This window comes from Marinimicrobium agarilyticum DSM 16975 (assembly GCF_000423345.1).
Taxonomy (GTDB): Bacteria; Pseudomonadota; Gammaproteobacteria; order Pseudomonadales; family Cellvibrionaceae; genus Marinimicrobium; species Marinimicrobium agarilyticum.
The window spans coordinates 161,381-181,663 of sequence record NZ_AUHU01000008.1 but is presented as its reverse complement, the minus strand read 5'-3'; the positions used below and the strand labels follow the sequence as shown (position 1 = coordinate 181,663).

Annotated in this window: 12 protein-coding genes; 3 read left to right on the top strand and 9 right to left on the bottom strand. The window is 55.3% G+C overall.

The features are described from left to right. Positions 1-71: 71 nt before the first annotated feature. Positions 72-1,388: a GGDEF domain-containing protein gene (locus tag G547_RS20940; protein WP_051235222.1), complete on the bottom strand. Its 1,317-nt coding sequence runs from the start codon at positions 1,386-1,388 to the stop codon at positions 72-74. Positions 1,389-1,697: 309 nt separating this feature from the next. Between G547_RS20940 and G547_RS0110380 the strand changes: the two genes are divergently transcribed. Continuing rightward, a complete protein-coding gene (locus G547_RS0110380; protein WP_027329804.1) occupies positions 1,698-2,621 on the top strand; it encodes a sugar phosphate isomerase/epimerase family protein in 924 nt (307 codons plus the stop codon). Positions 2,622-2,699: 78 nt separating this feature from the next. On the opposite strand, the gene G547_RS0110375 is transcribed toward G547_RS0110380, so the two are convergent. From G547_RS0110375 to leuA, 6 genes are all read right to left on the bottom strand, one after another. Continuing rightward, complete coding sequence (locus G547_RS0110375; RefSeq protein ID WP_027329803.1) at positions 2,700-3,770, bottom strand: M12 family metallo-peptidase; 1,071 nt, start codon at positions 3,768-3,770, stop codon at positions 2,700-2,702. Between the two features lie 130 nt (positions 3,771-3,900). Beyond that, on the bottom strand, positions 3,901-6,000 hold the full coding sequence (locus G547_RS0110370; RefSeq protein ID WP_027329802.1) for a hypothetical protein: 2,100 nt from the start codon (positions 5,998-6,000) through the stop codon (positions 3,901-3,903). Positions 6,001-6,092: 92 nt separating this feature from the next. Next, positions 6,093-9,269: a TonB-dependent receptor gene (locus tag G547_RS0110365; RefSeq protein ID WP_027329801.1), complete on the bottom strand. Its 3,177-nt coding sequence runs from the start codon at positions 9,267-9,269 to the stop codon at positions 6,093-6,095. An 813-nt stretch (positions 9,270-10,082) separates the two neighbouring features. Then, positions 10,083-10,337 carry a YidH family protein gene (locus G547_RS0110355; RefSeq protein WP_036188013.1) on the bottom strand — a complete coding sequence of 85 codons (255 nt, stop codon included), beginning with the start codon at positions 10,335-10,337 and terminating at the stop codon, positions 10,083-10,085. A gap of 25 nt (positions 10,338-10,362) precedes the next feature. Beyond that, positions 10,363-12,144 carry a sensor domain-containing diguanylate cyclase gene (locus tag G547_RS20935; RefSeq protein WP_084645875.1) on the bottom strand — a complete coding sequence of 594 codons (1,782 nt, stop codon included), beginning with the start codon at positions 12,142-12,144 and terminating at the stop codon, positions 10,363-10,365. 90 nt (positions 12,145-12,234) lie between these two features. After that, on the bottom strand, positions 12,235-13,902 hold the full coding sequence (gene leuA, locus G547_RS0110345; RefSeq protein WP_027329798.1) for a 2-isopropylmalate synthase: 1,668 nt from the start codon (positions 13,900-13,902) through the stop codon (positions 12,235-12,237). A 283-nt stretch (positions 13,903-14,185) separates the two neighbouring features. Here leuA and G547_RS0110340 point away from each other — a divergent pair, with 283 nt between their 5' ends. Next, positions 14,186-14,656: an Lrp/AsnC family transcriptional regulator gene (locus G547_RS0110340; protein ID WP_027329797.1), complete on the top strand. Its 471-nt coding sequence runs from the start codon at positions 14,186-14,188 to the stop codon at positions 14,654-14,656. Between the two features lie 8 nt (positions 14,657-14,664). On the opposite strand, the gene G547_RS0110335 is transcribed toward G547_RS0110340, so the two are convergent. Next, positions 14,665-16,596 carry a sialate O-acetylesterase gene (locus G547_RS0110335; RefSeq protein ID WP_084645873.1) on the bottom strand — a complete coding sequence of 644 codons (1,932 nt, stop codon included), beginning with the start codon at positions 16,594-16,596 and terminating at the stop codon, positions 14,665-14,667. Between the two features lie 227 nt (positions 16,597-16,823). On the opposite strand from G547_RS0110335, the gene G547_RS22660 reads away from it, so the two are divergent. After that, complete coding sequence (locus G547_RS22660; protein ID WP_157209837.1) at positions 16,824-18,875, top strand: carboxypeptidase-like regulatory domain-containing protein; 2,052 nt, start codon at positions 16,824-16,826, stop codon at positions 18,873-18,875. Positions 18,876-19,015: 140 nt separating this feature from the next. Here G547_RS22660 and G547_RS23965 read toward each other — a convergent pair. After that, on the bottom strand, positions 19,016-20,283 hold a 1,268-nt coding region (locus tag G547_RS23965; protein ID WP_281167766.1), incomplete at its 5' end, for a S8 family serine peptidase.

Sequence of the window (20,283 nt, the reverse complement as noted above, 5' to 3'; positions counted from 1 at the left end):
GGCAAGACAACGGCGGTCCCGCCATTGTTCCGCTAAAGCCTATGCGAGGACACGGCTTCGGTCAACTGAACTCAGTGTGACTGAGACGCGTCCGCCGGAACCACCCGATTGCGCCCCTGGTGTTTGGCACTGTAGAGCGCCCGGTCCGCACGCACGAAAGCATCCACGTAAGACTCGCCCTCTGCCAACTGGCAGACGCCGAAACTGGCGGTCAGGCTGATTTCGATATCCTCTTCTTTCAGGCCCTCTTCGGCAATCAGCGAACGGAGCTTTTCCGCCAGACAAGCGGCGTTCTCCACCGTAGTCGCCGGGCACAGCAGTAGGAACTCTTCACCGCCCCAGCGGCAGAGCACATCCTGCTGACGGGTATGTCGATCGAGCAGGTTCACCAAGTGGCGCAGGACTTTATCTCCTACATCATGGCCATAGGTGTCATTGAATTGCTTGAAATGGTCCACATCCAGCAAAATCAGGGCCAGGGGGTGAAACTCTTCACTATGAAGCAACTCTGACAACCGTTGCTCGAAGCCATAGCGGTTATAGGCACCGGTGAGCGGATCCCGAGATGAAAGATGCTTATAACGCTCGCTTTCCTCTTTCAGGCTTTCATTGCGATTGGTGAGAAGGTCCAGGCTGCGCCTCTGACGCCGGGCTTTGACCGCCAACAGGCGCAGCCGGCGAAGTGCCCAGATCATCAGCCCTGCCAGCCAGAACAACAGAATGCTCAAATACCACAACTCGGCCGAAATCCAGTCGCCCACGAAGGATATGCGCTCGATCTTTACGTCATAGTTTCCCGGGGTCATCGCGTCGGAGTAGCCAATACCAATAGCGATCACGTTGTGAAAGGCCGGACGACGCAACTCGCGGGGCAACAAACGCTCACGGCTCCACCAATCAGCGAGGTTCAGCTCCTCGAAATGCAGATGAATCGACCCATCAAGCTCGCCCGGCAAAAAATCAAACTTGTTGAACTGAGCACTATTGTTGTCGTCGGGGTTGGAATAGCGCTCGTCGTAGTGGCGCATAAAGAACTGGACTTTCTTGTCATGACCGTCGGCGTGCAGGCGCAGATCCACAGCGTGGTAGGCAGTCAGATCCAGCCCTTTGAGCGGGTCGTGCGAGAGAATAATGTTCATGCCGCAATAGACGGGGGTGCCCTCCTCCTCAACCCGACAGCGCCAGAGCCGATCCTCCTCGGGGCCCACCCACTCTGAATGGCTCGGCCCGCCTTCGACACTGTCGCCGTATAGGGCAAAAATGACGTCCAGGTCCGGCTCCGGAACGATCGAGAGCTCTCTGTCGGGAACCAGAGGATGCGCTACGATCGCGATCAACGTCCCGATGATCGCGGCCAGTAGAAACAGCAGAGAGCGATTATGTGCCATAAAGGTCACTTTGTTGAATATTGCGCCATTGTAACAAGCTTAACGCACTTCACCGCTCCTGCAATCGTCTTCATTCAGAATATTACGCTATGAATAGTCCCGATTTATAACCAAAAGTAACTACAAAACATTCGTTTGATAACAGTTATTGATTACAAGCACAAACGGCCCAGTCATCCTCCCCAAATCACAGCAAAATTCGGGGTACAATGCTGAGTTGCGAGCTCGTTTTGTGACCGGTTACTCCGGCAGCAGCGGGCTTCCACACTGATACCGAACCCACACAATTCACAATAAAGTGAGGCCCCTATGGACCGGATACACCTCGGAAGACGGCAATTTCTCAAGCAGGCGGCCACAGCCTCCGCAGCCCTGGCGGCAGTCAGTACCCTGCCCGGCTGCATGAACCTGATCGGCAAACAGAACACCTACGACATCTCCCTGGCCCAGTGGTCCCTGCACCGGCGATTTTTCAGCGGCGAGGCGGACCCGATGAATTTCGCCCAGATCGCCCGCCAGGAGTTCAACATCGGTGGGATCGAGTACGTCAATCAGTTCTACAAGGACAAGCTGTCCGACACGCTGGTCCAGGATCTTCGCTCCCGTGCCGAGAATGAGAACGTTCAGAGCCTGTTGATCATGGTCGATGGCGAAGGTGCCCTGGGTGCGCCCACCGAGGCCGGGCGGCTGGAAACCGTGAACAACCACAAAAAATGGGCCGACGCCGCCCACGGACTGGGTTGCCACTCAATTCGGGTGAACGCTCAAAGCGCGGGCTCCTGGGATGAACAGCGCGAGCGGGCCGCTGACGGCCTGGTGAAGCTCGCCGAGTATTGCGAGCCTCTGGGTCTGAATGTACTGGTGGAAAACCACGGAGGCCTCTCCTCCAACGCCCGTTGGTTGAGCCAGGTGATGGAAACCGCTAACCACCCGCGTGTGGGCACCCTGCCGGATTTCGGTAACTTCACCATCAACCGGGAAACCGGGGAGAGCTATGACCGCTACCAGGGTGTGCGTGAGCTGATGCCCTACGCCAAGGCGGTTAGCGCCAAGAGCTATGCCTTCAATGAGCAGGGAGCGGAAACAACGATCAACTTCGAACGTATGATCGACATCGTGATGGCGGTGGGTTATAGCGGTTGGATCGGTGTGGAGTACGAGGGGGACAAACACTCGGAAGCCGAAGGTATTCGGTTGACTCGGGATTTGTTGTTGTCGTTGAAAAACAGGTGATCTGCGCTGCCTAAGCAAACCCTGAAAGTAGAAACCTTTTCAGGGTTTGCTTAGCTTGAACAAGCACTACAGCTTAAATCATTGGGCTTCAAATTTCACTTGGCCCTGTGTGTAGCAAAATGCTGGGCCCCACGTATCCTCGCAATGCTGAACAACTACCGTATAGGACCCCTCTTGGTATGTGAAAGAATAGTTGTTTTGATAAGTATATTCGTCAACAATCGTATTGCTATCTTTTACAACCATCACTCTTGAGATTTCGGTATATTCATCATGGCTTGGGTAACTGATTGTTACAGTTTTAGGGCTATTAAACGTATAGGCGTCCATATCATAACCGGAAACAAAAACAGAACTCGGTATCTCTCGACGAAACTTCGATAAATCTTCTTTTGAATTGTTTAGAGCTCTTGCCGAATCCGCTTCTCCTTCTTCTCCACAAGGCGATTGTGCGTAGGGCTCCGCATCTAATGGACACATAATATCGGGATTGGAATAGACATACTCTTTATCATAGTGGTCTCCAATACCAAACTCACTTGTATATGCCATAATAGTAGCGAAAGCGGCCTTGGATCCACTTCCCTCAAAACCGTGGCCTTTCCCATAATCGTATGTCCAGCCATCCATTGTACTGTGAGTCAATCCCATTGTATGTCCCAACTCGTGGGCTAACACCATGGCGTTATCGCATCCTGACCAAGTCCAGCAAGCGTTCCAGCGAATAAGAGTATACGCACCTTCCGGAGAACCACTCCCAAGAGCATTACCTAGTGAGGCGTACTCATCACTCATATTCCATGTCGCGAAATAAACTACAAAATCGGCGTAATATTCGTTTCGTAAAGCTTTAATATCAGTATCGCTCTGATAATTAAGAACTAGTTCTTCATAATCGTCGAAATCAATTTCATAATCATCAAAATGTACTATTTCCAACTCCATATCTATTTGCGAATTTTCATAGATTTGATTAATAGTCTGAACTTGTTGTGATACCTCAGAAATGATGGATTGGTGGGTTTCTAGTTGGAGTACTTCAGGATGGTAGAGAACCAATAGTGTGATTGTCTCCGTCTCTGATAGGGCTTTAGGAGGAAGGACAATAAAACTTAACAACAGAATAGCTTTTAGGTGTGTGCTTTTCATAAGTGACATCCTATCTAATACTGGTGAACCTCCCGTCGACTTCTTACGACGTTACAATACCTCATGTAAAAGAGCTCGAAGTTGATAACTCCCCCGGCTTCCGCCGGGGGAGTTATGGATTTACATAAGCTTACATCGGTTCGACGATCAGGTTGTCAATATCGATGGCACAACCGGATTCGCAACGAAACTGCAGGAACGATTCAGTGGTACCAAGCTCTTCGGTAATCTCGTATGTGTAGGTTTGCCCTACCTCATAGGAACGAGAGTCTACATTTACAATACGAGAGTCAAAGTCATGCAAGGAATTCGAAGAGCTAGTCGTATTGTTGTCCAGGTAAATAAAGAAGTTAGCTGTCGCATCCTCTTCAACCGGTACGGTGTTTACCGCAACCACATCAAACTGAATACGGAACGGCTGGCTCAGATCCATATCACCTTGAGGCTCAGTTGTTTCGGACGTAGTAGCGGCACGAGTCCGATCACCCGCTGTGAAGCGAGACGAATCAAAGCTCAGAACACCATCTACTACTGCGGTGGTACCGCCTGTCTCGTAATAGAAGGAGGTGCTGGCATCCGTGGATACGTGGCGATATTCAGTGCTGTAGAAGTCCTCTGAAGTGATACCTTCAAACGCTTCATTGATCAGACCGGTGTCACCACCATTGCCACCCTGATACTGGATCACGATGTCGCTCAGAGTAATACCCAGCTCTGAATCCGGACCCTCTGGTTGCCCGCAGCCAGAATCACAGCGGAACTGGAAGAAGGACGTTGCCGTACCGACATCGGATTCGATGACCACCTCTTGACCGTCTGTAAGCGTGTCCAGAGTTGTGGAGTAAATACTGGTTGCATCTTCATGCACAGAGTTCCAACCATCTTCCGCACTACCCGTGCCGGACTCGGTATTGTCTACATATATCATGAAGTTGCCGCCCGCATCGTTCGCCTTGTTAACCGTGAAGCTGACGGTATACGGCTGGCTCAAGTCAATGCCACCCACGGCGTCGAGACCGGTGCCTTCATCATGACCAACATAGAAGCGACCGTCGCCCCAGGTAATAGCATTGTTCGCAACATACATGCGAGAGGAGCCAGCACGCGGGTTGTAGAACGGCTTGGTCAGGTCATCTGGAAACGCCAGGAATAGTTCGTTTTCTTCACCGAAGAATTCTTCAAAGCTCATATCCAGATTCACACTCAGCGGCAGACCTTCAAAAGCAACACCTTCAAACTGCGGCGGCTGCACATACTCCTCGTTCACTTCACAAGTGGCGTATTCCACGGCGTCACCTGCCTGATGCTCTACCACCAGGTTGCTGATGACCGCGTAACCACCGCTGCTCACCCGCAACTGCAAGTAAGAAGTGGAAGTACCGACAGGCATGCTGTCACCGTCCAGTGCCGGAATAACAGCGATGGTGTCTCCAACACGGTTACCTTCGTTATCCATCATGTAAGCGTCACCGGGAACGTCTACGACGACGCGATTACCGGCCTGGAAGGTGCCGATTTCTTCACGCAGCAGCAAAGAAGCGGTGCTCCACAGTGAGTCTGCCTGACGGCCACCACTGTTGTTATCGACATAAAGCTCCAGGTTACTGAAGCCGGAGCCCCAGGGGCCATTGTCGTTCAAACAGAATGAGACTCGGTAGGGTTCACTCAGATCCAGCTCACCCCAGCTTCCCAACTCAGCAGTCGCGCCTTCAGCGCCATCACTAGTATCACTCTTTCTGTCGTTGGCGTTCTCGTCAGTCAAATCAGACAGGATTTGACCGATGCTCATCCGCGCACTATCGATCAGGGCCAGATGACCATTGCCTGCCATCCAGCTAGTGGATTCCGGATCGACTTCACCAATGGACACTTCACCGGTGTCTGGATCTTCTGCCCACAGGCAGCAGGTCGGATAGTAGAAAGACGGATGCGGGTCAGTCAGGGTGGACTCATTGCCGTCTTCATCCGCAATGGTATTGGATGCAGGGGTATTCAGTGCTTTATAAGACTCACTGTAGAAATCAAGGGTGGAGGTCGCCTCGAAGTTCTCTACCAGAGGTAAGGTCTCATTCTGAATCTCAATCTGAGTGCCTTCCTCGGGCGGATCATCTTGCGGAATGTCATCGGGGTCGTCATTGCCGCCCCCACCACCACCGCCGCCGCCGCTGCTACCGCCGCAAGCGACAAGGGTGCTGCCCAGCATTAATGCTGCGAGTAATTTAAGTTTCATACGGTTGATCTCCTACGTTTTTATCTAATGATATCTCTCTACACCCTAGTTGATCACTCTGCTCGAAGCAGGGTGATCAACCACGAGTTCTTTTACCAGAAGCGAATGGTCGCCCCCACCTGGAAGGTTCGGCCCAGCCCTTCTGATTTATACATCACCGGTCCGTTGGAGTAGTCATTTCCACGGAAATAGAAGACATCTACATCCTCTGTCACATTCAGGACGTCGAAGTAGAACTTAATGTCTTCGTTCAGGTTATATGTGGCCTTGAAGTCCAGACCGAAAATCTCATCGTGAAACACGTCTGCCCAGCGCCGGCAATTTTCAGGATAAACCACACCTGAGCCAGCAGCGCCTTCAAGAGCGTCAGGATTGCTGGCATCGTTCAGCGCCGCCCACTCTCTATCGGTCTGGATATCGGCTGCGGAGCAGGAACCGATCTGCTTGAGAACTTCACCGCGATAATTCTGGATCAGACGCGCAGAGAACATCTCGTTTTCCCAACCCAAAGTCAGGTTGGCCGTCAGATCTGCTTGGTTAGGCAGTCTGATATCATCCGCACGAACTGTTTCCCCCGCATCAGCGGTACTGCTAAGCAGGGTCATATTGCCGTTGACAAAGAAGTTGTTCTCAAAGTAGCGCGAGTAGCTGATTTCCGCACCGTACACGGATGATGTGTCCCCGTTGAGCGTTGTGTTTACATCCTGGAAAACATAGTCTTCCTCTATACGAAACACATTTTCCGTAATAGACGGCTCGCCGCCATCTGAAGAATCGATACGATCCAACGCCACCCGAACCGATCCTGGAAGATCATTTCTCGAGACGTCAATGCCCCTCACTTCAACAATGAAGTCATCGATCTGTTTATAGAAAACCGCCAATTCAGCGAAATGTCCGTTGGGTCCATACCAGCTTACCGATGCATCGAAGTTAGTGGCTTCCATGGCCTTCAAATCGGTGTTGCCCAACTCCAGAGCGTTGCCTTCGCACAGGGTGAAATTCTGTGATATGAACTCTACATAACCATCGTTGGGGGCACCCAGATCGTCCTGCAGGTTGTCGCTACAGTTGTCCCGACCCTCTATCGGATCCGCTGCGCTCATGAAGACCCGGCCGTCAAACCCTGCATCGGCACTGGCGTCATCATAATCAGGACGGTTGTAGTTGGTCCAAAGGGAGCTTCTTACCAACAGGTCGTCTGTCGGCTCCCAACGCAAATGCAGACCCGGATAGACACCATCGTACTCATTGACGACAAATCCGCCGGTAGCAGGATCGCCCAGGGGCATTACAATATCCCGAACCACACCGTCTTCCCGTTGGAAGCGATCGTGGCGAAGCGTAAACCAACCCGTGGAACCGAATTCCGTCTCGACATAGCGAGCACCGGCAATCAGCCACATGTTGTCCATCAGGTTGAATTCACCCATCAGGTAAGCTTCATTACTCTCTTCATAAATAGAGTAGTTATCGCTTTTGCTTGCGTGGCCACTCCGGTTTGGATCCAGATTCAGTGGAATTTGACGCGTAATATCGAGTAGATTTTCGGCATCTGCTGTTGTGATAAAGTCGTGGTCAAAGCGAGGATTTCGAGGTGTATAGGTTTCGAAGTCGCCACGACCAATCCCCGTGTTTGCCCAGGTCAGACACTCTTCGTCACCTTCACAGGCGAAGGGGTAATCACTTGGGTTGACACTCCAACGGGCCCGATCTCGACTCCGCGTACGTTCTTTGGCGAGAATACCGGCCTTGAAATAATTGATGAAGCCGCCTTCAAAATCACGACGAACATTCAGTTTGTATTGTTCCACCTCATCTTCCCGGAAACCGTCCTCCAAGTAGATTCCGTCATACACAAAGGCTTCCTGTCGACGCTCGTCGAGCTCATACCCGGGGAACCCCGCATAGCCCCCGGTTCCGGGAACACCGGATGTTGGAATGACCGCGCCTGATTGTTCGGCCAATGCGCGAATCTGTGTGCGCGACAGTACTTGGGCCTCAATGTCGTCTTGGAAAGACCGGGCATACATCGGCAGAGACTGGATTCGGAACTGTACCCGTCGATCATCCGGGTTGGTTTGCTCCCCCACCGAATTATGGAACTCGTAATCCACAGTCCAGAGGTCGATATTGTTTTCGCCGCCCAACGCGAACGTCGTCGTCTGATCTTCAGCTTCCTGAATAAACACATGCTGCTGCAAATCCGTATCAGAAACAGCAAAACTGTTATTCTCAGGATTCACATAGGACACATAACGCGCGTCACCCTGACCAAATCGGAAGTACTCGCGCAAGGTCAACTCTTCATCGGTGAAGGTGGAGTGGTCATAGCGAACGAAGTACTCACTGTTGTCAGTCGGTCGCCATTCAAGATTGAAGGTACCTGCAGTGGTTGTCCGTACGCTTTCATCCTGGCGTACTTCGAACTCCCAGGGAGCCAGGATTCGGGGCTCATCAATGTAGGGGTCAACCACACCTTCCTGAAGATATTCCAGCGAGCTTCTTGCGTTGTTCTCGCGATTGTTGCTGTCATCGCCCAACTGAGGTTGGGAGACACGCAAAAAGCGGAGATCGTTACTGGTGCTATGGAAGATCTGGTTGACTTCAGTGGCGCGCTCTTCATGCGAGAGTGAAACCGCAATGCCGATCGTCTCATCGGCCAGAAGTTTGGTGGCTTGCAAGGTCGCTTTCGGCGAGAATTCACCACGTTGCTCATGCATGGCGCCTTGAAGGCTAAGACGAACGCTGTCTTCTCCGCGCGAGAATGCGGTTACAGAATTCACGTTGACACGACCACCAATGGAGTTGAGATCCATATCCGGTGTCAGTGACTTGAAGACCTCGATCGATCCCATCAAGTCGGCCGGTATTGAATTGAGCGCTACCGATCGATTGTCGGTACTGGAAGAGGCGAGTTCAGAGTTGTTTAGACTGACGCCGACAAAGCTCGGCCCCAAACCACGTACGTTAACGAACTCGCCTTGACCGTCGTTCTTTTGGAGAGTGACGCCAGGCAAACGCTGCAATGCCTCTGCAACGTTTTGGTCAGCAAAGTTGCCGGCATCGTCTTGGGAGATTACGGAACTGAAAATATCTTTGTTCCGCTCAATCTCACGCGCATTGAGTTCCGCCGCACGGACCCCCTGAACGACGATTTCTTCGAGCGGTTTATCCTCTTGTGAGGAGGCTTGATCTTGAGAAAAGGCGGGCAGAGAGCCACACGCCACCAGCGACACCGCCAGTGACAGCATACGTTTCTGAAACATTTTGTCTCCCTCGACTGACTTCTTTTTTGTTAATTCAAGTCTGAGTTTTTCAAGCGCCGTTGTAGCGCTCAATGGTTGAGTCGTTTTTTATTTTGCTATCTCAGAAAGCCCGTTTTTTGGTTGATTGTGATAGGAATAACGGTTTTTCTGGCAGCAATTTTTATTGATACTTGCACAGGCCGAGACACAATTCAAGCGCAAGGTGGCGGTTTTTTGGCTTAATTTCAAACGGTTTTTACTGCTATTATTTTTAATAGCTGACAGGTCTAGTTGCCTACAAAGGTCCTAGAAAATAGCGGTATTTGCGGAACATCTTCCTGCTGCCAATCTGAAGCATCATAGGACAGTATGACTTACGAAGTGGAATTTTTATGACGACAAAATACTCATTGGCGCACACGATCTTTCTGGCAACGGCATTAGCAACGGGGAGCTTCTCTACCATTGAAGCACCCCAAGAACCGTCTCACTGGAAGGCTTTTCGGACGCTATTAACCACTGGTACAACAAGACCGAGCGGCTTGATGCGCCCCTTTACAAAAGGCCACTAGCACTACAGCCATTGCGGATAACATTCTTCTGCATCAACGTCGCAGCGGAGGCCGGCGGGAAAACATTCATCCTCAAAGAGTCCTGAGTTCGGAGGAGGAAGGGGCTGCTACCGCTTTGAAGGACAATGTGGACGCCAGTTTTGATAAGCGGAATATCTATCCTCAAACTACCTGCCTGTCCCATGCCTACCAGCGAACCGGTGACGTGCGTTGCTCCAGGATCAGTATCCCGACTGGAAACAGCGCATCGAGTGATGGCCAACTAACTTTGAACCTTGGGAATTTCACTTCTGACTTTCAAAAAACGATAGACCCCGATAACGGCAATACCAGCTCCACCGATAATACCGACCCAGGCCAAAACACTGAGAAAGGGTTGTTCCGGGAGGAACTTCAGTACAACAGCGCCACCAATCTCCAACGACAGTGCCGTTCGGATATAGGAAAGCAAGGTGCGCTCATTGGAGAGGTGTGTCCGCTCCACCGCCAGATGGTCGCGCAGGTCGGTATCGCTCATTATTCTTACTCCTTTGCTCGATTCATTAAGGCCTGACCGGTGTGGCGGTGGGTCGGGTCCATTCATTGTCCCGAGCAACAACGGTACAATTGCGCCCCGCCGCCTTACCCTCATATAGGGCCTGATCCGCATGCTTCATCATATCGGTGACCGACATGGATTCACCGTGTCGTTGCACGGCGGTAATACCACAACTCAAGGTGTGAATAATCGGCTGGCCCCGATAGATCGTGGGATGTTGAGCAAACTCTTCGCGGATACGCTCGGCCACGACCGTGGCCATATCGATTGAGTCGGCTTTGATCAACAACGCGAATTCCTCACCGCCATAACGAATGCAGACGTCGGTGTCACGACTGTGTTGGCGCAGCAGTCGGGCCACTTCTTTCAGCACTTTATCACCCGCGTCATGACCGTAACGGTCATTGATCTGTTTGAAATGGTCCAGGTCAATCATGATGAGGAACAAGTGCTTCCCATCCGTTGAGTGTCGATGGCGAAAACGTTCGTACTCCAGTTGTAGTAACCGGCGGTTGCCCAAACCGGTCAGCGGATCCTGTTGCGCCAGATTTAGGGCATGACGTCGCTCGGTCTCCAGGTTGAGCAGCCGTTCAGTGAGGGCGACGGCAAGACAGACAGTTTCCAGCAGACTGCCCACCTGCAATACCGTAAGCCACTGCATGCCCCACGGCATCACGCTCCAGTAAGCGCTGGTCAACACGATTAACAGACTGAAGGAGTAGATCAACCAGGCCAGAAAGTACCAGCGGGCATAACGCAGCCCCTGCCACCATGCCATGGCGCTGAGCACAGGCAATAGGATGGCGACCGCTGCCAAGAGCGCAAATGAGAGATGCAGTATCGGACCATACCAGCCAAGCAGTCGCAGCCCGACGCCAAGAATGCACAGCACCTGAAGCAGGAGCAACACTTTGTGGCCCCTTGGAAATCGCTTGGCGGTGCCCAGGAAGTGCTTGGAGAACTCAAAGGCAAAAAGGGCGAACCCGAGGTACACAATGTGGAAGCCTTCATTCTGCCAGTAGGGCAGTGACGCCCACAGGTACTGAAAGCCGTAGCCATTCAGTAACAGCCACATGGTGCCCGTCGCCAACAACAGCGCAGCGTAGCTCAACACACTCAGCCGGCGCAGTAGCAAACCGATCATCAGAGAAATCAGAATCATGACCCCGAGCGCCCCATAGTAGGCACCAAATATCAGATTCTCCCGAGCGCGTACTACATTGAAATGGGCTTGCTCATAGAGGCTGAACTGCAAACTGACCGAGTCAGGTTTTTCGTACCAGGCTTTGATGTATAACTCAGTTTGGCTGTTCGCCGGAACACGACCACTGAACGCCAGGGTACGATAGTTGACCGGCCGGGCGTCGAAAGGAGCGCGGTCGGTCAGGGCCCGGTGCAGGAATCGATCCTCTTCGGCGCTTCGATAGTAGATTTCCAGGTGGTCCAGATAACTGGTCTCGTGTACCAGGACCCACTCCCGGGCCATGTCGGAGGGGTTTACCAGGCGCGTGCGCACCCAGAAGGCGTGGCCCGAAATTCCCTGGTTCACCTCGGCCGCGGCCAGTGGTTTATATTCCCCCGCAATCGCGTCAGCCAGCTGGGACTCGGGGCTTGCCGACCAGAGTTCCGCCCGACCGGTCAATGACACTCGCTTCACATTTCCCACATTCACGGTGGCGTCGGGGGTGGTCTGCGCCATCAGTGATGAGCCGCACAGGCCGATGGCCAGAACAGCAAGCACTCCGAGCACGATGACTCGATAATCAGGCAGAAATGAGAGGGGCATCGGAAGGCCAAATAGTGAAACACATATGACCGAAGTATAGGTGAAAAGAAAGCGCCTACCCAGATGGTTGACGCTTTTTTCAACGAAAGGTCAGTGCGCCTGGGCAATATCCCGGTTGACCCCATTGATCAGGGCCTTGATGGCGGCGGCGACAATGTTCTTGTCCTGCCCGACACCGAACACGGGCTTGTGCTCGCCCACTTTGACTTCCACATAGCAGACGGCGGCTACGTCAGAACCGGCGCCCAGACCGTGTTCGTGGTAGTCCACCACGGTGATGGTCTGCCCGGCATGCTCCCCCAGGGCCTTGGCGGCGGCGTCGATCGGCCCGTTACCGGAGCCGGTCAACTCGACTTCGCTGCCTTGGTACTTGCCGAGAATCAGGGTCTTCACCACGCCGTCTTCCCCGTCGCTGACCCGACTGCTGACGTAGCCATAGGGCGCAGTGACCTGCAGGTATTCCTGATCAAACAGCTTGTAGATGTCGCCGCTATTGACCTCTTTGCTGCTGGCGTCGCTGATTTTCTGTACGGCAGCACTGAACTCGATCTGCAACCGGCGCGGCAGTTCATAGCCGGCCTGTTGCTGAAGCAGGAAGCTGACGCCGCCTTTACCGGACTGGCTGTTGACCCGTACCACCGCGTCGTAGCTGCGATTGAGGTCAGCCGGATCGATGGGCAGATAGGGGACTTCCCAAATACCGTTCGGGTCCTGAACCGCGAAACCTTTTTTGATGGCGTCCTGGTGCGAACCGGAGAAGGCGGTAAAGACCAGCTCACCGGCGTAGGGGTGACGCGGATGCACCGGTAACTGAGTGCACTCTTCCGCCAGCTGACGGACCTGGTCGATATCCGTGAAGTCCAGTTCGGGGTCGACGCCCTGAGAGTAGAGGTTCATGGCCAGGGTCACCAGATCCACATTGCCTGTGCGTTCGCCGTTTCCGAACAGGCAGCCTTCTACCCGATCGGCACCCGCCATGACCGACAGTTCAGCCGCCGCCACCGCCGTGCCCCGGTCATTGTGCGGATGCACGCTCAGGATGACGCTTTCCCGATTGTTCAGATTACGGTGCATCCATTCGATCTGGTCGGCATAGGTATTGGGCGTGGACATTTCCACGGTCGCCGGCAGGTTGAAAATCATCTTGCGCTCGGGCGTGGGCTGCCAGACGGCGGAGACCGCGTCGCACACCTCTTTGGCGAACTCCACTTCGGTACTGGAGAACACTTCCGGGGAGTACTGGTACACCCATTCGGTTTCCGGCTGGGCTTCGGTCATTTCCTTAACCCAACGGGTGCCGCGCTCAGCGATTTCTTTCACGCCCGCCTTGTCGGTTTTGTACACGATCCGCCGAAAAGCCGGTGCGACAGGATTGTACATATGCACGATGGCCCGGCGCGCGCCTTTCAGTGATTCGACCGTGCGCTGGATCAGATCCTGCCGCGCCTGGGTCAGCACTTCGATGGTGACGTCCCCGGGAATATGGTCCTCTTCGATCAGACGCCGGACGAAGTTGAAATCGGTGTCCGAAGCGGACGGGAAGCCCACTTCGATTTCCTTGAAGCCAATAGCCACCAATGCTTTGAACATTTTCATTTTGGTGTCGACATTCATCGGGTCGATCAGCGCCTGATTGCCGTCGCGCAGGTCGGTACTCATCCAGATGGGGGCTTTATCCAGCACCTTGTTGGGCCATTGACGGTCCGGGAGCTGGATCGGCTCAAAGCGGCGGTATTTTTTGGACGGGTCGGCAATCATGGCTCGGCTCCATTGGGCTCAGGCGTTTTACGGGTATCAGGCGTGCCCACGGGAGAGCGGAAGATCCCGGCCGGGTAGGCGTCGGGCGTTGGACTCAGGGCACCGCTTGTGGCGATGCCCTGAGTCCAGAGGGCCGGGCTTGTGGCCCGCCGCTCCTCCTCTGTCAGGCATGGAGATAGTATATGGCTTACAACGCGATGATAAATTGCTAAGATGTTGCTTCAGGCATTCGTTTTGGAATTATATTCCAATATTTACCTTTTAATAGGAATATTCTGCTGCCATGACAGAAGAACTGGATCGTTACGACCGTTTAATCCTGGAAACGCTGCAAAAGCGCGGCCGCATTACCAACCAGGAGCTGGCCGAAGCCATCAGCCTATCGCCCTCCCCTTGTTTGCGGCGGGTCAAACAGATGGAAGAAGCGGGGTTGATCGATGGCTATGTCGCGCTGCTCAATGCCCGAAAGCTCGGGCTGCATCTGATGGCGTTTATCGAAATCAGCATGGACAAGCACACCCCGGACCGCTTCAGTGCCTTTGAAGACACCATTGCCGGCTACCCGGAAGTGCTGGAATGTCATTTGATTACCGGTCAGTCGGCCGACTATCTGCTGAAGGTGATCGTCCGGGATATGGACGCCTACCAGCAATTCCTGCTGCAGAAACTGACCCGGATTGAGGGGGTGAGCGGTGTGCACTCCTCCTTCGTGCTGAAAAGTCCTATTAACAGCACCGCTCTTCCGGTCAGTTAGTACTCACGTTAATCCCGGTCGGTCCGGAACGGGGCAGCGGGCAACCCTTCGGCGTTACAGAGATTGGCCTCGTCCGGATTGTCGGCCCAGGCGTAACGAACCGCCGTCGGATTGTCGATGGCGTCACTGGAGACCACCACGGTTTTGCCTTTGATTCGGGCATCGGCCCAGACAAATTCGCCCTCTTCCCCCGCAATAGCAAACTCCGCCAGTGGTTCGCCGTTGCAGGACTCAAGGCCATCCCCCACCGAATCAAAGCGAATGATCACTCGCTCGTCTTTAACCCGATGCGACCGATAGCGCGGGCCGAACGCCACCAGACCTTTCTCGTCGTAAGCCACCGCCCGCGCGGCCAGTGCCAGACGCGAACCGACCGCCTCTTTGTTCAGGGGGTGAATATCGTTCCACTCGCCCACGTCGATGGCCACCGCCATACCGGTTTCGGGCAATGCCAGCGCTTTATCCTGGGCTTCGCGCAGTCGGGCCCAATCACTATCACCCGGGGCGTCTTTCGCTTTCAGGTAGTTGGCCAGCTGCACAAACAGGAAGGGTTGCTTGGGCTGATCCCACTGATGGCGCCAGTCTTCAATGACCGCCGGGAACAGCTCGGCGTACTCCTGTGCACGCCCAACGTTGGATTCGCCCTGGTACCAGATCACCCCTTTCACCGGATAATCGGTCAAGGGCGCGATCATGGCGCTGTACAAGCCCATGGGTTTCCAGCGGATAAAGGTCTGGGGGGCCAGGCTCTCCAACTGAGCGCCCTGCTTGACGCGCCATTCACCAGTCAGATCAATCGTCTCGTCCTTCCAGCTCAATTCGTAGGGTTTGTCTTCCACAAACCCCGGTCGGCCACTTTGGCTGGTCAACCGCACCGCCAGCGTATTTTCGCCACCTTTGAGTAGCCCCTCGGGGAGGGGATACCAGCGCGGGGGGTATTGGTAACCGGTCTGCCCCACCTGTTCACCATTGAGGTAAGCCACGTCGGCATCCACCAACCGGCCCAACTCCAAAAAGGCGGGCTTACCGGCCCAGCTTTCAGGCACTTCGATGGTTCTGCGCAACCACCAGACGCCGTTGGCCTCTGCCGGGTCTCCCCAGAAGCCCGGCAGATTGACCGTTTCCCAGTCGCTGTCATCCACATCCGGTTGAGCCCAGAGGGCTTTGCCATTTTTGTAGCCCGGGTCCTGTTCGTCCCGGCGTTTGTACCAGGCCGCTGCCCGCTCTTGATCGGCCGCCCGGGTCTTTTCAATCAGGTCCTCGTCGCGCCAGCGCCGAGCTTCTTTCAGATGGGCAGGAAAGGCCTCCAGTGCTTCTTCACTCAACCAGGCTTCCGCTGGCGAGCCGCCGAGCGCGGCATTGATCACACCCACGGGCACATCCAGTTCCCGGTGCAGATCCCGCGCAAAGAAGTAGCTGACGGCCGATATCCCAGGCAGACTCTCGGGGGTGACGGTCTGCCACTCGCCACCGTCCAGAGTTTGTTGGGGGGCGTTAAAGTCAAAGCGGTCGGGCACCTCGAAATAGCGAATCTTCGGGTAGTTGGCTTGGGCCATTTCGGCTTCATACAGAGGCCGGACACGAGCCATAGTGAGCTCCATATTGGACTGACCCGAAGCGAGCCAGACGTCCCCCACCAGCACGTCCTTTACCCGGATCTCATTGTTTCCCCGAATCACCAACTCGTGAGGCCCCCCGGCGGGCACTTGTTTGAGCGTCAGTTCCCAGCGACCCTCGTCGTTGGCGGTGGTCCCCAGACGCCTATCAAGAAAGTGAACGCTCACTTCTTCTCCAGCGTCGGCCCATCCCCACAGCGTAATGGGAGTATCGCGCTGTAGCACCATGCCGTCGTCAATCAGGCGTGGCAGGCGCACATCCGCCGTGGCGGCGACGCTGGCACACAACAACGCCAGAGCGCTGATCCAAGGGGTCTTATTCATTGCTTATACCTCTGGTGATTCTCCGAAAATTGTCTCTCCCTCTCAGCGTAGCCATAGAAGCCAAGGAGGAAAAACCACTTTCTTATAGTCTATATGATCATATGTGGAACAGGAACCAGACCAGGGCGCATTTGCCTTTTTCACTATCGCTTTGAACCCGATTGGCACTCGCGGCGACTACCTCATCGGACATGCTGTTCTCACACATCACCGAAGAGGCAATTATTATGAATCAGCTCCCCTCCAAAACCCCAAGCGGCCTGAAGGCCTTATCCGTCGCCCTGTTGGCCGGCAGTCTGTTCGCCTGTGGCGGAAGCAATAACCCACTACCCACCAACCCGGTGGACGATAACGACCCATCCGAACCCTCGCCGGAGATCATCGACCTGAGTTTTATGGTGCAAACCCATAACGGCGCCCGGCTGTCGGATGTCACCGTGACTCTGGGCGAGGACAATACCGCCCAGACCGACGCCTCCGGCCAGGTTCAATTCAGCCCCGAGAGTCAGGACTCTTACCGGGTGCGGGCGGAAGCCGAGGGGTATATTCCCCAGACGTTGAACGTTGATGGCGAGGACGACAGTGTGATGTCAATTCGCCTGACGCCCATCAAACAAACTCTGAGCCTGGAGGACATTGAAGCGGCGCGGACCCTGAGCACCGTCGATTTGGGCGCACGGATCACCTTCCCCGCCAATGCCTTCGTCACACCCGATGGCGAGCTCGCCTCCGGTGAAGCCACCATACAGATTACCCCCTGGGACATCACCAGTGACGAACTCAACGCCATGCCCGGCAATGGCCAGGCCCTGGACGCCGGAGGCGACTCGGCGGAGCTGATCAGCGCCGGGATGATCACGGTGGATGTACACAACGCCGAGGGCGAGTACCTGCAGCTTGCCCCCAGCGCGACGGCCGAGATTCAAATGGACTTGCCAGTCGATAGTATCAACAATGAAGCGCTCTCAATCGGCAGCACCATCCCCATGTGGCACTTCGACGAAGATCAGGGCTTGTGGGTAGAAGACGACACCATCACCGGCACTGTTGTCGCCTCGGCCACTTCGCCGGTGGGGCTGGCGGTCCACGCCGAGGTAAGCCATTTCTCCACGTGGAACTGGGACTTCAAGTTCGACAATGGCGGCAGCATTAACGTCGAGTGTCGGCTGGGCGACAGCAGTGCCGTCCCCTGTGGCATCAATGCCGAAGTTCAACTGGACGACGGCTCTGTGTTTACGCGCGCAGGACAACTGCCCGCCGGCGGCGCCACCATCATCAATATGCCCAACAGCGCCACCATCGACTGGTACGCCGTTTCCGAGTTCGGCCTGATTGGCGAAAAAACCACGGACATGTCCGGGGATGTCATCATCGACCTGGGCGAGCCGAGCAGCGAAAACCTCGTGCGCTGTGAACTGCCTGACGGCTCCTCGGTGGGTTGCTCGGTCACGCTCACCGACGGTACCCAAACCGTTACACATTCGGTTCCGACCGAGGGCGCAACCATCGTTACCGGATGGCCCGACCTGGATGAAAACACTCAGCTGAGCTGGAGCGCGGATACGCCCTACCCGATCACCGTTGACGGTCAGCAAGTCGTGGCAGACGGCACGGCCACCTCGACAATCACTGGGGACGTCACCGTGTCACTGGCAATCACCCCGATCGAAGAAGTGAACGTCCAGTGCCTGGCCGAATCCGGAACCAGCATCCCTTGCATTGTTGATGTGGTCGCGACCCTATCGGACGGCACCGTGTTTACCGACAGTGATGTCACGATTCAGGACACTCAGACTTTGACCGTTCCGGCGGAAGCCACCTTGATCCAATGGTCCGCTCAGTCCAACGGCGCTTACAGCCAGAATGGTCAATTCGTTGAACTCTCCGGCGCCATGGAAACCGGTCTGGTTAGCAGTGTCTCGGTAATTCTGGACGAAGAAACGGTACTGGGCGCGGCGGCGCAGAGTATCAACCTCTCTTGCATCAACGGGCCGGAAAGCTCCGCCAGCAGCTGTGACATTGAAGTGTTCGTGGAAGGCAACCGAGTGGGCTACCTGGAGATCGGCAACTTCCCGGCCGTCGCCTTGGGTGACTCGGTCACCCTGGATTTTCCGGAGGGCATGTCCGCCGAAGGCGAATGGGTCCAGATCATGGCCACCGGAGACGACGGCTCAATGACCTACGCGTTTGATCCCTACGAGACTTTCACTCAGGGCCAGAACGTTGAGCTGGAGCTCCAGTGTGCAGATGCTAACGGTGGTGCCGCCTGCCCCGAGTAAGTCAATCAACCTACCGCTTAAGCCGGCTGTTCCCAGCCGGCTTTTTTTATGAACCAACTCCAATGAAACCTTTGAACCTTGGCTCAATAGAACGCGACTTACGATCAAAGCGTCCTACCTCTTTGCGTGAAAAGGTCTTTTCAATGACACCAATCACCAACCTGCACCAAGCCCCAACCAAAGGCGTCATCCCGCCCTTGAGCACCCAGGTCCTTGGCCGTTGCCATCAGGTCCACACCCTGTTTCTCGGCAAGCAACCACGCCGCCGTAACCAGAGGCGCCGCAAAGGAAGTGCCGGTGTGGTAGCGGCCGGCGCTTCCGCCATTGGCGGCCCAGACATCCACGCCCGGTGCGGCCAGATCAACGTAATCGCCCCGGTTGGCTTCGCTGTACAGACGTTCGGCGGCATCGACCGCCGTCACGGCAATCACCCCGCGCTGGGCGGCCGGGTAACTCGGTGGTGCACCCGGCCCCTGATTGCCTGCGGCTGCCAACAGCACAATGTCTTTCTCAAGCAGATTCTCCAACGCGAGCTCAAACACCCGGTTGCGCTCCCCCCCCAAGCTGAGATTGATGGCCTGAACCCGCTGGCTGACCAACCAGTCCAGCGCCGACAACAGAATCTCGGTACTGGTGTCGGTGTGATCGCCGCGTTGCCGGAAAACCTCCGCCGCCCAGAGCTCACTGGCCGGCAACAACCCCGGCGTTTCCGACTCGGCCGTTCCCACGAGCAAGCTGGCCACGGCGGTGCCGTGTACGGGCTCGGCGGACTCACCGCGGACAAAATCCCGACGTGTCAGATTGGCGTCCACCAACGCCGGATGCCGGTCGTTCACGGCGGTGTCCAACATGCCGATGCGGAAGGCTCCCCGGCAAACGCCGGCCGACTCCGGCCACGCCATCAGCCGCTGTGCGTAGCGACGCCGGTCACTGAGCAACTGGTAGCGTTGGTTGGTGTCCAGGTCCAGATCGGGAAGGTCCTGGCGCACGCGAGCCACCAGTGCCGGAGTGTTTGCACCGGGAGGCAGGCGAAACACACTGATCACCAACCCCAGGTTATCGAGGCGCTGGCGGGATTTGATGCGCAACTCATAGCGCTGAAGTTGCCGCGCCGCCGACTGGGCACCCGCCATATCGGCACTGACCAACAACAATTCGCCCGGTTCGTAAGGCAGCGAATCCGGGTCGGCGCTCTCATCATCTGAGCGATCAGTCGGTGGTGGCGGCACGGGCGGTGGTGGTGGCGGTGAACGCCCCAACAAACTGCCGCCGCGCTGGATCGCCGGGCGGGTGGACGCCGGTTCGGCGACCTCCGGTTCGTCCGGTGACGTTGCGGGCGATTCCGTTTCCTCAACATCGCGGCTTAGTTCGGGTTCGGGTTCGGGTTCGGGTTCGGGTTCGGGTTCGG

What these genes read in the sequence shown, in the direction of transcription:
- leuA (WP_027329798.1), bottom strand. Translation starts at nt 13,902, where the DNA reads ATGATTGCCGACCCGTCCAAAAAATACCGCCGCTTTGAGCCGATCCAG.
- G547_RS20935 (WP_084645875.1), bottom strand. Translation starts at nt 12,144, where the DNA reads ATGCCCCTCTCATTTCTGCCTGATTATCGAGTCATCGTGCTCGGAGTG.
- G547_RS0110375 (WP_027329803.1), bottom strand. Translation starts at nt 3,770, where the DNA reads ATGAAAAGCACACACCTAAAAGCTATTCTGTTGTTAAGTTTTATTGTC.
- G547_RS22660 (WP_157209837.1), top strand. Translation starts at nt 16,824, where the DNA reads ATGAATCAGCTCCCCTCCAAAACCCCAAGCGGCCTGAAGGCCTTATCC.
- G547_RS0110335 (WP_084645873.1), bottom strand. Translation starts at nt 16,596, where the DNA reads ATGAATAAGACCCCTTGGATCAGCGCTCTGGCGTTGTTGTGTGCCAGC.
- G547_RS0110355 (WP_036188013.1), bottom strand. Translation starts at nt 10,337, where the DNA reads ATGAGCGATACCGACCTGCGCGACCATCTGGCGGTGGAGCGGACACAC.
- G547_RS20940 (WP_051235222.1), bottom strand. Translation starts at nt 1,388, where the DNA reads ATGGCACATAATCGCTCTCTGCTGTTTCTACTGGCCGCGATCATCGGG.
- G547_RS0110365 (WP_027329801.1), bottom strand. Translation starts at nt 9,269, where the DNA reads ATGTTTCAGAAACGTATGCTGTCACTGGCGGTGTCGCTGGTGGCGTGT.
- G547_RS0110380 (WP_027329804.1), top strand. Translation starts at nt 1,698, where the DNA reads ATGGACCGGATACACCTCGGAAGACGGCAATTTCTCAAGCAGGCGGCC.
- G547_RS0110340 (WP_027329797.1), top strand. Translation starts at nt 14,186, where the DNA reads ATGACAGAAGAACTGGATCGTTACGACCGTTTAATCCTGGAAACGCTG.
- G547_RS0110370 (WP_027329802.1), bottom strand. Translation starts at nt 6,000, where the DNA reads ATGAAACTTAAATTACTCGCAGCATTAATGCTGGGCAGCACCCTTGTC.